Origin of the sequence: Vibrio sp. Y10_XG_PY6, from assembly GCF_024181795.1 — a bacterium.
Taxonomy (GTDB): domain Bacteria; phylum Pseudomonadota; class Gammaproteobacteria; order Enterobacterales; family Vibrionaceae; genus Vibrio; species Vibrio diabolicus.
In genome coordinates this window covers 1,690,782-1,704,503 of sequence record NZ_JAMZAQ010000001.1, presented here as the reverse complement: position 1 = coordinate 1,704,503, position 13,722 = coordinate 1,690,782, and the positions used below count along the sequence as shown (strand labels likewise).

The following is a 13,722-nucleotide window of genomic DNA, read 5'->3' as shown; positions in this document are numbered from 1 at the left end:
ACACAAGGTCCCCTCAAAATTATTATTTGCCTAGGTTGGCTTGCATTGCTTCAGACTTGTCAGCTGTCATCACGAAGTGCAGTTCGCCGCCTGCTTTGAATTCGCTGTGCTTGAAGGTGTTGTACATATCCAGAGGCTTACCGTTGATGGTTACTTCTTTGATGTACATGTTGTCTGGACCGTTGTTCTCAGCCGTTACCGTGAACGTGCCAGAACCAATGTCTACCGTCGCTTTGTCGAAGATTGGACGACCGATGCTGTAGGTTGGATCGGTTGGCGAGATTTGGTAGAAGCCCAGTGCTGACATCAAGTACCACGCCGACATTTGACCTACGTCTTCGTTACCGATGAGGCCGTCTGGCGTCGGTTTGTAGAACTGGTCGTAAACTTGGTCTAGGTATTCCTGCGCCTTGTAAGACTCTTCAGTACGGTTGTACAAGTAGATGACGTGGTGCGAAGGTTCGTTACCGTGAATGTACTGACCGATGTAGCCTGTCATGTCTTGGTGCGCTTCGCCGCCATTTGGATCGGCAGTAAATAGGTTGTTCAGTTTGTCGTTCAGACCTTGCGTGCCGCCCATGATTTCAGTCAGCTTGTCTAAGTCTTGCATGAACGCCCATTGCCACTGCCACGCGTTACCTTCTGTGTAGTAGAACGCGTCAGATTTGTAAGGGTCGAAGTCAGTTGAAGCGTATTTCAGTGCACATGGGTCACCTTCTTTCAGTTCTGTCGGTACAAAGAAGCCCGTGCCGTCTGCGTTACCTGCTTCTGCATCCCAGTGTTTCAAAGAGTTGTAAGAACGAGCTTTGAACTCTTCATACGCGTCCATATCGCCAGCGGCTTTTGCCATTTCTGCGATCGTCCAATCGTAGAATGAAAATTCCAACGAGTACGATACTGAGTTCCAGTTCGGGTAACGAACACACTGTTCTTTCTCGTGGTAATTCAACTGACCTGCCATAAGTGAGCTTAGGATGTCGTCATGAATCTGTGGGTACTCATGCGGTGTGTAGCGTGCTGATTTTACTGATGCGGTGTAAGCTTGCTCTGCATCAATCAAGCCTTTGGTTACGGCATCGCCAAGAATCGCTGCCGATGGGTAGCCGATCATGGTGCCGGTTTCTGAGCCGTGACCTTCCCATTTCGGCAATAGACCAAACTCGTCGTTGGATTTACGAATCAAGTCTTTCACGTATAGCGTTGCTTGGTCTGGGTCGATGATGGTCCACATTGGGTGAACCGCGCGGAACGTATCCCACGTTGAGTAAATCGAGTAGTTTGGCGTATCGCCATCTTTCAGTGTGCGCACCGTGCCAAGCATATCCACGTATTGACCATCCACATCGTAGAACTCGATTGGGGCGATCATCATGTGGTACATGCCAGTGTAGAAGTTGGTTTTCTCTGCGTCTGTGCCGCCTTCTACTTTGATTTTTGCTAGCTTCTCAGCCCACGCGTATTCCGCGTCTTCTTTCACTTGTGCTAGGTCGAAACTTGGTGCTTCCGCTTCTAAGTTTTTCTGTGCGCCTTGCCAGTTAACAGGAGAGATACCGACGCGGATTTCAATTGGCTCTTCGCCAGTGCCGAAGTTTAGGTAAGCCGTCAGATCATCGCCTGAGTAAACCGCACCACTACGCATTTCGCGCGTTGGTTCTAGATCTTGTTCGCCCAACAGTGCTTTGGCGATTGGTTGGTTGAATTTCGCGTAGAAGAAGATGTCTTGACCTTGGTGATCTTGCCCTTGGAACCAGCCTGTTGAGGTTTTACGACCGCGAATGGTGTATTCGTCCACCACTTCTACTTTGTTCTTCAAAGATTTGCCGTTGTTGTTCATTAGGGTATGACCTAAATCGAACTTCACGTTACGGTCCGCGCCTTCAGCAAAAGTGTATTTGTGCAAACCAACGCGTTTGGTTGCGCTCAGTTCGACTTCGATTTGACCTTGGTTTAGCTTGGTTTTGTAGTAGCCTGCGCTTGCTTCTTCATTGGCTTTGTCGAAAGAGTTCAGTTGTGTGTTCGCCATGTCTGCGTATGGCAGAACCAAGATGTCGCCTAAGTCCGTTGCGCCTGTACCTGAAAGGTGAGTATGGGAGAAGCCGTACAGCGGAACGTCAGTGTTAACTACTTCGCCAGTTTCGTAGTTGGATGAATCCCAGTAGCCAGAAGCTGAATGCCATGGGTTAAGTCCCGATTCGTGGTCTGTGTTAGAACCGATGAAAGTATCTGGAGACAGTTGAACCATACCTGCCGGTACCGTCGCGCCCGGGAATGTATGACCAGAAGCTGCTGTGCCGATCATTGGATCGACGTATTTCAACACCGCGAGATCAACAATTGGATCGCCCGGCAGTGAAGAGGAAGAATCGTTGTCGCTGTTACAGCCAGCCAAGCCACCCGTCAGACCAACCAGGATAGCCAAAGAGATAAGATTACGTTTAAACATGTGCATACCGTTTTGTCGTTATTCGTATATAAAAGTGTTTATAAGAGACTGTTTCTAAAGGACTGCTTATAAAATTTGCTTGTAGGGATAGCCGGGAGATGCGCTCCCGGCTGAGTTGTCACTATTGGGATTAACGAGAACCTGCTGGCATCTCGTCTTCATGCAAGAACTCACCGATGCCTTGTGCTGGTGGAAGATCTTGCTCTAGAGAGCCCCAACGTTGATTTGGTTTGTCGCCCATCACGAACTCCAACTCACCGCCGTACATGATTTCGTCATGAGTCAGGTAAGTACGGTTGAAGTCTTTGCCGTTGTAGCGAGCCGATTGAATGAAGATGTTTTCGCGGCTAACGTTCTTCGCAGTCACCGTGAGCTTCTGGTTGTTGCCGACATCGATAGACGCGCTTTCAAACAGCGGAGTACCGATTTCGTAGATGCCAGAAGAAGCGTTTACTGGGTAGAAACCAAGCGCCCGGAACACGAACCACGCAGAGAGCGTACCGAAGTCGTCGTTACCACAAATGCCGTCAGCGGTGTTCTTGTAGCAAATGTTGGTCGCTGCGGCGATGGCTGCCTGACCTTTCCAAGGCTGACCTACGTAGTTGTACAAGTACGGAACGTGGATATCTGGTTCGTTACCTTGAACGTGCTGACCAACGTTACCTGTGTTGAACACTGGGAATTGGTTGTCGCCTGCGTTGCGGTCTGGGTAGGTTGACCAGTACTCATCCAAGCGCGCTGCAAACAAGTCACCGCGTTCTGCTTCAGGGTTTTGTGTCTTGTCGAAGCGTGTCATCAGGTCAATCAAGCCATGAATGTCGTGCTGAACACTGAACGAGTATTGCCAGCCGTTCGATTCAGAGAATGACCAGTTGAACATGTCTGGACGCCAGTCTTTACCAACCGCACGACCGGTGATTGGGTCTACCCAACCTGCATCGATAAACTCGCCATCGTAGTCACGGGCTTTGAACCAACCTTGGTATTGCTTACCACCGAAGTCGAATTGCGCTTGCCAGTTTTTAGAACGGTTAGCGAACTCGGTGTAGCGTGGATCTTCTTCACCGAACACTTCTTTGATCGATTGTGCGATTGCCCAGTCGTTCATTGAGTATTCAAGCGAGTAAGATGCTGTCCAAGAGTCTTTAAATGGTGAGTGACTGCCGTAAGAATCTGGTGGTGTATCGTGCAATTGCGCTGGCACGTAACCTTGTTCTTCGTACTCTTTGATCCATGCTACGCCTTGGCTCGTTGCGGCGCGTGCGTCTGTGATCATCGCTTCAACTAAACGTTCTTTAACGTCTTTGCGCTCTGCTTCTGTGAAGCCAAGGTCGATCATGCGTTTTTCTAGTGAGCCTTTCGACAACACATCATGAATCACAGGCGTTGAGTGCATGCCCATCATCATGCCAGTTTCGTTGCCTTTGAATGTCCACTCAGGCAGGCGACCTTTGCGCACGTTGCCTTTGTCATCCACCCATTCTTCTTCGGCGTAAGACAGCATAGACAGCACCACGTCTGCTAGGCGGTCAGGTTCAAGAATCGAAGACAGCGGTTGAACTGCGCGGTAGGTATCCCACAAAGAGAAAGTGTCGTAGCGCGTGAAGTCTGCTTTGCCATCTTTGTTAGCATCGGCTGTGCGGATCGACTCTTTCAGCGTATCGATCTTATCGCCCCAAGGTGTGTTGCCATCTGGGTAGGCGTTGCGACCTTGGTGAACTTGGCGGTAGCGACCATCTAAGTCAGAGTGAATGGTTTGACCTAGGTACGAGTGGTACATCGCGGTGTAGAAGGTTTGTTTGTAATCTTCGTCGCCAGAGACTTGGATCTTGCCGAGTTCGTCTTCCCATTTCTTCGTTGCCGCTTCGCGTACTTGGTCGAAGTTCATGCCCGCAACTTCTGTCATGTTAAGAGAAGCACCAGACTTGCCATTCTCGCCAATCTCAACGTTTGATAGCGCCAATTTCGCTTCAACCGTTAAGCCGTCTTTAGATGTGTCGAACTCAACGTAAGCGCGTGCGTATTGATACTTGCCACGTGTTTCGTTACCGATTTCCGTAATGCCTTCTGGCACATCCATGTAACGACCTTGCTCTTTATCGTAGTAAGCAAAGCGAACGTTTTTGATTGGTTGGTCAAATTCCATCACGAAGAATTCTTTTTGGCTTGGTGCCCAACCATCAGAGAAACGGTGACCTTCAAGACGGTTATTGTCTTTGTCCCATTTCAAGTAAGAATCTGATGTGTAGTCCCAGTTAATTTTGAAGCCGGTGTTCACGATGATTTCTGATTTCTCATCACGAGGGAAGGTGTACCGGTGTACACCAACGCGATCAGACGCCGTCAACTCAGCTTTGATGTCGTAATCCAATAGATCGACTTTGTAGTAACCTGCTGTCGCTTGCTCGTCACGATGTTGGAAGCGAGACGCTTCTAGGTTTAGCGTTGCCGAACCTTCATCAATCATGTAATCCGAACGCGAGTTGATTGGCATGACGAGAATGTCGTTCAAGTCGCCAGCACCAGCTCCGGAAAGGTGGGTATGAGAGAAACCGGAAGTACGTGCGTCGTGGTAGTAGTAGCCTGAAATGTATTCCCAGCCATTAGAGCCGTTGTTTGGAGAAAGCTGCACCATGCCGTGTGGTGTGGTTGCACCAGGGTAGGTGTTGCCTAGGTTACCTGTGCCGATGAATGGGTTGACGTAGCGTGTTACGTCCATATCGGCGAAATCTACCGGGATGTGAACGCCCATGTCGATTTCAGGTGTTTCTGGGTTTGGCTTGTCATCACAGTCGCCATCGCCAACTGGAGGACATACTGGCTTGCCGCCGTCAGGAATATCCGGCAGTGCAGGGTTGGTATCACCGCCTTCATAAATGTTGGTTGTGTCGTCGTTACAGCCAGTCAGACCGACTAGACCACTGAGAACTGCGCAAGCGAGTAGGGAAGGTTTGAATTTCATTTTTAAAGCCTTGTAAGTTGTAGGTTTATGTAGTTGTTGAAAGCAGAGGTATTACTAAAACTTAAAAACTTGAAATAGAGCCCTTTGGGGGAAAGGGCTCTTAGGGGGAGGAGCTTAAGGTTTAAGCTTTCACAAGAGTCGTTGCGTTACGCATCGCTTCTTTCGTTGAACACTCAACAACGTTTGCTTTTGCAAAGCGGTGAGCGTCTTTTACTTGGATATCGTGAGCTAGAATAACCAGCTTCGCGTTTGCTACATCTAGGTCAGTGATGCGGTTCTGGATTCCGTTTTGACCTTGAGTTTCTACTTTGATTTTCAGACCTGCTGCCGCACCTGCTTTCTCTAGTGCTTTCGCTGCCATGAATGTGTGTGCTACACCAGATGGGCAACATGTTACTGCTACGATGTCGTACTCGCCTTCGCCTGCTGCTGGAGCCGCTTGAGCTTGCGTCGGTGCTGCTTCTGCGATTTCGTCTTCTGCTTCTTCTTCAGCAACTGGTTTCCAGAAGCCAACGATAACTGCTGTTGTTAGTGAGCCTAGTGCGATACCCACAACGTACATTGGGATGTTGCTTGATACAGGTGCTGTGATTAGACCGCCCCATGGTGCGTGTAGTAGTACGTCTGTTAGGAAGCCGAACACACAGCCAACGATACCACCAGCAACGATTGAAGGAAGAACGCGTACTGGGTCGTTTGCAGCGAATGGGATAGCACCTTCAGAGATACCGATAGAACCCATGATTGCTGCTGCTTTACCGGCTTCTTGCTCTTGCTTAGTGAACTTCTTCTTGAATAGGAATGTTGCTAGTGCCATACCTAGAGGAGGCGTACAGATTGCGATACCAACACCACCCATTAGCCATGGTTGAGTATCAACTTGAGTTTGAGCGAATAGCGTTGCTACTTTGTTGATTGGACCGCCCATATCGAATGCAGTCATACCACCAAGAATCGTACCTAGAACCACTTTAGAAGCGCCAGCCATAGAAGCTAGGAATTCGTTCATAGAAGCCATGAAGATCTTGATTGGCTCACCGATACCCCATAGAACGATACCTGCAGAGATAAGCGTACCAACAAGTGGGTAGATGAAGTAAGCGCCCAACGCAGTCATGTTAGCAGAAAGAGGGATCTTCTTAAGTTGTAGAACTACACCACCAGCGATAAAACCAGCGACGATACAACCTAGGAAGCCGCCGCCCATGTCAGCCATGATGCCAGAAGAGATCATCGCTGGCGCTAGTGCTGGTTTGTCTGCAATTGAGTAACCGATGAAGCCACCAAGAATAATTGGGAACAACACCAGACCTTTAATACCGATATTAGAAATATCAGCCAATAACCCGTCTGCAGGAACCGCACCTTTACCGGATGCCATTACCGCCAGAGCCAGTAGTACACCACCCGCAACGATAAATGGAAGCATGTGAGAAGTACCGAATAAAAGGTGACCTTTCATGGTACTTAGGAGTTTTTTGAAATCGCTATTATTGCTAGCTTGAGCTGTGATTGTACTCATAATTTCACGCCTTATGAATTAATTAAAATATTTAGTATTTGGTTTTCGTCTTTTGCGTTATGAATATCTTCAATAAACTCTTCGCTAAATTTTCCGAATAATTCTTGAAGAACATAAATATGGTGGTCGGCACCGTTATCAGGTGAAGCAATCATGAAGAATACGGTTGGTTTTACTCCCTCTTCGTCGCCATACTCGATGCCTTCGCGCTTTACGCCAACAGCGATTGCAGGCTCTGTCACCGCTTTGCTTTTTGCGTGTGGGTATGCGATGCCGTCCATTGAAGTCACGCTTAATGCTTCACGTGCTTCGATGTCGGTTAAAAAAGCCTCTTTGCTGCTTATTCGATTATTTTCGAATAGCATTTGCGCTAGCTCTTCAAAGACTTCTTTTTTATTATTTGCTTGAAGGTTGCCTTTAATTAAATTGACGTTTGTTAGTTCTGTAATCATTTTTTGACTCATTGGTACTGAAGTAATGAGGCAAATTTAATTAATGTTACGGTTTTCTGAAATAGTAAAAAAAAACCAATAACTATACTTTTGTATCACTCAATCTTAAGTGTGATAGCCGTCATTAATAATGCGGAATATTATAAAATTTATTATGTGATTTATATTCCAGTTATTTTGAAATAAATAACTAGACATGAAAATGAACTGGAGGAGGATCAATAGCCCTGGTTAGGATGCAAAAAGAGGCGTTGCGCCTCTTAGTTTTGAGATAATAGAAACAGCGATAAAAGCTGGCCATTAATTTTTATATTTATGCAGCAAATCTAACGGGATGTGGCAGTAGTCATTTGGAAAGCGCGTGAGTCGGTCTTGGTGCTCATCATCACTTGGCACGTAGTTTGTGAGTGGCAGCACTTCTACGGCGATTTTATCGGCATCCGGTCTTGCTGCGATAAACGCTTTAGCAATCGTTAGGTGTTGCTCGTTTTGGCTATAAACACCGGTACGGTACTTTTCACCTGCGTCTTCACCTTGCTTGTTAACACTGTGCGGGTCGATGATCTCAAACAGATACCCCATTAAAGTTTCAACCGAAACTTGTTCAGGGTCGAATTGGGTTTTCACGCATTCTGCGTAACCATCGTATTCGGATTGAGTGTTATCCGTCGTGCCATTTGCTCGTCCTGCTTCGGTGCCAATTACGCCCGGAAGGTGGCGCATAAATTCTTGCACGCCCCAAAGGCAGCCGCCTGCGAAGTAAATCTCTTCCATCATTTTATCCTGTAAAACTTTGCGCCATTATGGACATCACTTTCGCTCAAACACAACTCCAACCATAGATTTAATGACTCATCGATGAGCAGTTCGGACATAAAACAGGAACAACTCGGTGGTGATTTGCTCTCTTTTTTGTGCTGCTTTTCCTCGTTAGATTGAGCGCAGTTAAGAGCTAAGGGGAATCCCAATGAAAATTGAACATATCGCGATTTGGACAGAACGTTTGGAAGAGTTAAAAGCCTTCTATGAGAAATATTTTAACGCGATGTCTAACGATAAATACCACAACCCAACTAAGCAGTTTTCATCTTACTTTCTTTCGTTTGAAAGTGGTGCACGATTGGAGTTGATGTCGATGGAAGGTGTGACCGCTTGTGAAAAATCTCATGCGATGCAGATAACAGGATTAGCACACTTTGCCTTCGCTTTAGGATCAGAGCAGGCGGTGGATCAATTAACCAAAACCTTAGTAGATGATGGCTACCAATGGATCAATTAACCAAAACCTTAGTAGATGATGGCTACCAATGGATCGACGGTCCGAGACAAACGGGTGATGGTTACTACGAAAGCTGCGTATTAGATCCGGATGGCAACCGTCTAGAGCTTACGGTGTAACGCAGCTTCGCTTATTTCTATCGTTCACAGGCTGCTTTCATATGAAAGTATTCGGGCGTATACTGCAAGCTCATCAATAAGGAGCGAGCCTGTGAACCCAAGACAAAATGAAATCCTGCAATTAGTGAATGATCGTAAACGCGTTCAAGTCACGGAGCTTTCTGACATTATCGGCGTGTCGGGCGTGACCATCAGGCAGGATTTGAATTTTCTGGAGCAACAGGGCTATCTAAAGCGCGTACACGGCGCAGCTACCGCATTGCAAAGTGATGATATTGATACCCGATTAGAAGTCCGTTTCGATATTAAACAATCACTTGCAAATAAAGCGGCAGACTTGGTCGCGCCAAGTGAGACAGTGCTGATTGAAGGTGGGAGTGCAAACGCATTACTGGCTCGCACTTTAGCTGAACGCGGCGATGTGACCATCATTACCCCATCGGCGTACATTGCCCATCTCATCCGTAACACCTCAGCCAACATTATCTTGCTTGGTGGTGTGTATCAGCATCAAGGCGAGAGCTTGGTTGGCCCGCTCACCAAACTCTGTATTGAGAACATTCACTTCAGCACGGCTTTCTTGGGTATCGACGGATTTCACCAAGACACTGGTTTTACTAGCCGAGACATGATGCGTGCCGACATCGCAGAGGCCATTCTGGCAAAGAATAGACGTAACATCGTACTGACGGACTCCAGTAAATTTGGACAGATTTATCCTTCTTCAATTGGCAATACCAACGAAATATCGGTGTTGTTAACCGACAAAGCCGCTCCGAAAAGCGACCTTGAGCAAATCAAAAAGCTAGGTGTGGAAGTGGTGTTGGGGTAAGTACTAATGGCTCTCCGACCATACTGCGAATTCATTTCCACTTGGTTCGGTGAAGTGGAATCGGCAGCCGCCGGGAAATTCGAAAATAGGGCGGATAATTTTTCCACCACATTGTTCTACTTTTGCCTGCGTGGCCTGAATATCTGAGCTATAAAACACTAAAAGTGCGCCACCATTTGCGGTTTGGTTTACAAACTCAGATTTGAAGAATCCGCCATCTAACCCTTGTCCTGAAAATGCAGAGTATTCAGGACCATAATCGATAAAGGTCCAGTCAAAGGTACGCTCAAAAAATTGTTTTGTAGCGTTAATATTGGTGGAACCAAATTCAACGTAATTCAATTTTTCATGTTGATGCATAGTGAAATCCCTATCCATTTGTTTCATGCCTCTAGGCGAATTTTTCTACGATGATGTCATCCGCTTTTTCGACAAATAATACGCCTTGATCCTTGAGCTCTGTCAGCACATTTTCAACATTATCAGGCAGCACTGCGCGAGTTGAAGCAAGGTTGACCACCACATTGTAGCCAAGATCCAGTGCTTGCATGACGGATTTCTTCACACAAAAATCTAGCGCGAGACCACCGATCACTAGGGTATCAATCCCGTTGAATTTTAGAAATTCATGTGCGCCTGTCGTTTTAATATCGGCAATATCATGGAAGAAAATACCGTAAGGATGCGCATCAGGATCCATGCCTTTATTAACTTGAAAATCATAGTCCAAAACAGGTGGTAAACCGTCTAGCAGTTCAGAACCTGTTGTGCCAAGCACACAATGGCGGTTCCATTTTATATCCACATTGGGTAGACCGACGGGTTCAAGCATGTTGGCTGGTGTTTCTGCATCCCATTTTGCTTTCGGTGGGTGCAAGTCACGGCTCACCAGTTTTAATCGGCCTTTGGCATGATTACTCAGAAGCTCCGGTACGATTTCCAACGCACCTGCAACGGGTAGTTCATTTGGACATAACTCACTAAAGCCTTTCTCTGGATCAACGTCGATCACTGCTGTAGTTTGATAGTTTACTCGAACAGTCATGGCAGACTCCTTTGTCTGTCTGATTACCTGCGTTTATCCACGCAAACAGTTTTGAAAAAAGGTTACTTCGTCGCTGGTCAGCGTATATACCATTGCGGGTTTTCCACCTTTGCCTTTGTTGGTAGAAGCGACTTTATTGGTGGGTTTTAGTACGCCTGAATCTATCAAGCGGCGCTTAATCGTCATTCGGCTAATATCAATACCAAACTCTTGATAAGCAGAAATGATGTCGGCAACCAAAAACTCTTTGTCTAATGCAAACAAAAGAACCGATGTGTATTCAATGGATGCACGAAGCTTCTGCCACGCTTTTTCAATGGTTTTTTGATGGTCAAACGCGAGAGTCTCTTCTCCATTGAGTATAGCCTGTAGCGAAAACCATTTAAGTTGGCACTCTGGTACACCTGCATTGTTGATTTGCTCTACATTGTTACGATCGACCAAGGCGTAGTGCGTAATGTTTAAGCTCCAGTCTTCTGGATCACGCTTGGGATCGCCGTCGATAAAAGCTTCACTAAAGTGACGAGGGTAAGTATGGATTTTCTCGCGGCAAATTCGGCGACGCGCCGCCTCAAAGTTTTCATCGGCCGGGCGTCCTCCTTCACTGGTTAAGTCTTTATCAAAGACAAATCCGCCCGGTAGTGCCCAGACTCCATGGTATGGCCGATTTGGATTTGAACGTTTAATCAACAACACTTCCAATCCCTTATCGGCACAGCCTGATAGCCTGAATGGAATAATGTCGACAGATACGATCATGGTTGGGTCCTAATATTGATTTGTAAGTAATCTAGCGCATAACAAGTGGTCAATCAATGGGTAAGTAACGAGTTGTGCGAAACGTTTTCGGTAGTGCTTCATAATACGCCTTGAGTATAAATCTACGAATAAATCTGACTTATTCACAATCTGTGTGCGAATTCTAGACAGAAAAACCTTATAAAAATGAGTGGTTAGTAACAAAAGTTGACAAACTATAGATGGGTGTTTATTGTTTACGCAAATTAGTTAGTAACAAAAAGTTATATACCCAGGAAGGGCGTGTAGAAGGGCACCTAATGACCACCAAACTATTTTCTTCCCGCATCATTCAAAGCGCTTTGGATTTTGATGTCTACAAAGTCAATATGATGAGCGCAGTAACAGCGCTTTACCCTGATGCGATGGTGTCATACAAATTTATTGTGCGTAGCGAGGAAGATCTCTCTGAACTGCTACCAGAGGTAAAAGCAGAAGTTCTTAAACTGCAAGACATTCAATTTACGCAAGAAGAAATCGAATATATTAAGCGTGTCGCGCCTTACCTGAATCCTGACTTTGTTGATGCACTGCGCCATTTCTGTTTCAATCCACAAAGTGATGTCTCTTTCCATAATAAAGCCATGGCTGATGGCTCAAGCCAGTTACGCATTACTATCAATGGTTTGTGGCGAGAGACTATTTTGTACGAAACGATCATCATGAGCATCGTGTCTGAAGTTCGTAGCCGTCAGCGTTGGTCAGATATCCCTGTAGCGCAATTTACCACCGTCTTAGAAGAGAAAATTCGGTACCTAAAATCCGAGCTAAAACGTCGTAACATCACTAACTTTAAGTTTTCTGATATGTCGACGCGTCGACGTTTTTCCTTTCAAGCTCAGCGCACCATGTTGGAATATTTGTGCCAGGAAGTGCCGGAATGTTTGACAGGAACAAGCAACTACCACTTAGCAAAAGAACTGAATTTAACGCCTATCGGTACCGTTGCTCATGAATGGTTTATGGGCCATCAAGCTCTGGTGAATGTGCGAGATTCGCAAAAAGTGGCTTTGCAACGTTGGCAAAAAATGTTTAACGGTGCACTAGGTATTGCACTTACCGACACGATTGGTATCGATGCCTTCCTTAAAGACTTTGATGAAGAGCTAAGTAACGCGTATTTCGGTGTACGTCACGATAGTGGTTGCCCTTATAGCTGGGGTGAAAAAATGATTGCACACTATCAGTCGCTTAATATAGACCCGTTAACAAAAACGCTGGTGTTTACAGACGGACTTAACTTCGAACAAGCGTTAGATATTTGCGAGTACTTCCAAGGACGTATTCAGGTGAGTTTTGGTATCGGTACTTTTCTTGCGAATGATATGGGTGATTATGTCAATAAAGCGGGTGAAGCCTACCAGCCACTTTCTATCGTGATCAAAATGGTCACGTGCAATGGTTCACCAGTCGCAAAAATCAGTGACGAACCTGAGAAAGCCATGTGTGAAGATATCTTCTTTTTGATGAACCTCAAGCGCCGCTTCGAGCAACCTCTTGATTTAAATGAGTGTCGTAAACTGATTGATCGTCTAGAAACTGAAGGTCAAAACTATCTCATCGACGCGTAGGCGTTATCCTCCCATCCTTGATAAGCACCCTCTATCGTTACGACAAATTTATATAGACAAACGTAGAGGGTGATTTCGTTATAGTAATATTCAGAAGTAACCAGATACAGCGTAGGAAAGCACTCGAAAATGAAGTTGTTTTTTTTGATGTGCTATGTGCCTATGATTGATGTAAATCGATACGTTACAGCATCGTGGAGGGTGTATTTTCATCAGACACTAAACTCAGTCTAATCACGTAGTTTATTCCCATGTACCATGAGGTCACTCGGGTATAGACGTCTATCTGCTTTTATGACTTTGGGCTTCGCGTAATTGCTTGAATCAGGAGTCAAAATGAACCTAGTAGTACATTTGCAAAAGAAAGCGATCCGAAAATATGGCTATGAGATGGCAACTCGGCAGGCATGGAAATGTGGCATCAAGGCAAATCTTGTTAAGCGCGTGATCGGCCTTTTTAAAGGACAAATTGTTTGTGTGGTTGAAGGTTGCCGCGCAGAGTTTTCTTCTCCTCTTAATAACCCCCTTCACGAAGATGACAAGCAAGGGCGATATGTGTTTGTTGGCGGTGTATGCTGGGAACCAAACAACATTATTGCTCCTGGCTTTCCTGATTTTATGTTTATGCACGTGCGTAACCTGAGTCACCGTCATAAGTATTTAACCGACGACGAACTGTTTTTAAGCTTGGCTTAAAAA

The 13,722-nt window shown here is 45.9% G+C and carries 11 protein-coding genes and 1 pseudogene; 4 read left to right on the top strand and 8 right to left on the bottom strand.

Annotated features, from left to right (window positions below):
• Positions 1–22: 22 nt before the first annotated feature.
• From NL644_RS07350 to NL644_RS07330, 5 genes are all read right to left on the bottom strand, one after another.
• Positions 23–2,443: a GH92 family glycosyl hydrolase gene (locus tag NL644_RS07350; protein ID WP_199804213.1), complete on the bottom strand. Its 2,421-nt coding sequence runs from the start codon at positions 2,441–2,443 to the stop codon at positions 23–25.
• Positions 2,444–2,573: 130 nt separating this feature from the next.
• Complete coding sequence (locus NL644_RS07345; RefSeq protein WP_114323447.1) at positions 2,574–5,405, bottom strand: GH92 family glycosyl hydrolase; 2,832 nt, start codon at positions 5,403–5,405, stop codon at positions 2,574–2,576.
• A gap of 121 nt (positions 5,406–5,526) precedes the next feature.
• Positions 5,527–6,927: a fructose-specific PTS transporter subunit EIIC gene (locus tag NL644_RS07340; protein ID WP_114323446.1), complete on the bottom strand. Its 1,401-nt coding sequence runs from the start codon at positions 6,925–6,927 to the stop codon at positions 5,527–5,529.
• An 11-nt stretch (positions 6,928–6,938) separates the two neighbouring features.
• Positions 6,939–7,379: a PTS sugar transporter subunit IIA gene (locus NL644_RS07335; protein WP_005436338.1), complete on the bottom strand. Its 441-nt coding sequence runs from the start codon at positions 7,377–7,379 to the stop codon at positions 6,939–6,941.
• A 300-nt stretch (positions 7,380–7,679) separates the two neighbouring features.
• Positions 7,680–8,153, bottom strand: a complete 474-nt coding sequence (locus tag NL644_RS07330) for a peptide-methionine (S)-S-oxide reductase (RefSeq protein ID WP_147269930.1) — start codon at positions 8,151–8,153, stop codon at positions 7,680–7,682.
• Between the two features lie 193 nt (positions 8,154–8,346).
• Here NL644_RS07330 and NL644_RS07325 point away from each other — a divergent pair.
• Positions 8,347–8,777 (top strand): annotated as a pseudogene (locus NL644_RS07325) (VOC family protein).
• Positions 8,778–8,868: 91 nt separating this feature from the next.
• On the top strand, positions 8,869–9,609 hold the full coding sequence (locus NL644_RS07320) for a DNA-binding transcriptional regulator YciT (protein ID WP_006741337.1): 741 nt from the start codon (positions 8,869–8,871) through the stop codon (positions 9,607–9,609).
• Positions 9,610–9,612: 3 nt separating this feature from the next.
• Here the strand turns inward: NL644_RS07320 and NL644_RS07315 are convergent, their stop codons facing one another.
• From NL644_RS07315 to NL644_RS07305, 3 genes are read right to left on the bottom strand one after another with little or no spacing between them, the layout of a single operon-like run.
• Positions 9,613–9,969, bottom strand: a complete 357-nt coding sequence (locus NL644_RS07315) for a VOC family protein (RefSeq protein ID WP_114323444.1) — start codon at positions 9,967–9,969, stop codon at positions 9,613–9,615.
• 31 nt (positions 9,970–10,000) lie between these two features.
• On the bottom strand, positions 10,001–10,654 hold the full coding sequence (locus tag NL644_RS07310; protein ID WP_114323443.1) for an isochorismatase family protein: 654 nt from the start codon (positions 10,652–10,654) through the stop codon (positions 10,001–10,003).
• A 33-nt stretch (positions 10,655–10,687) separates the two neighbouring features.
• A complete protein-coding gene (locus NL644_RS07305) occupies positions 10,688–11,413 on the bottom strand; it encodes an NUDIX domain-containing protein (RefSeq protein ID WP_005373953.1) in 726 nt (241 codons plus the stop codon).
• A 299-nt stretch (positions 11,414–11,712) separates the two neighbouring features.
• Here NL644_RS07305 and pncB point away from each other — a divergent pair, with 299 nt between their 5' ends.
• Both pncB and NL644_RS07295 read left to right on the top strand, forming a co-directional pair.
• Positions 11,713–13,023, top strand: a complete 1,311-nt coding sequence (gene pncB / locus NL644_RS07300; protein ID WP_114323524.1) for a nicotinate phosphoribosyltransferase — start codon at positions 11,713–11,715, stop codon at positions 13,021–13,023.
• A gap of 336 nt (positions 13,024–13,359) precedes the next feature.
• Positions 13,360–13,719 (top strand): hypothetical protein, encoded by a 360-nt coding sequence (locus NL644_RS07295; RefSeq protein WP_005373947.1) that lies wholly within the window; start codon positions 13,360–13,362, stop codon positions 13,717–13,719.
• Positions 13,720–13,722: the final 3 nt, after the last annotated feature.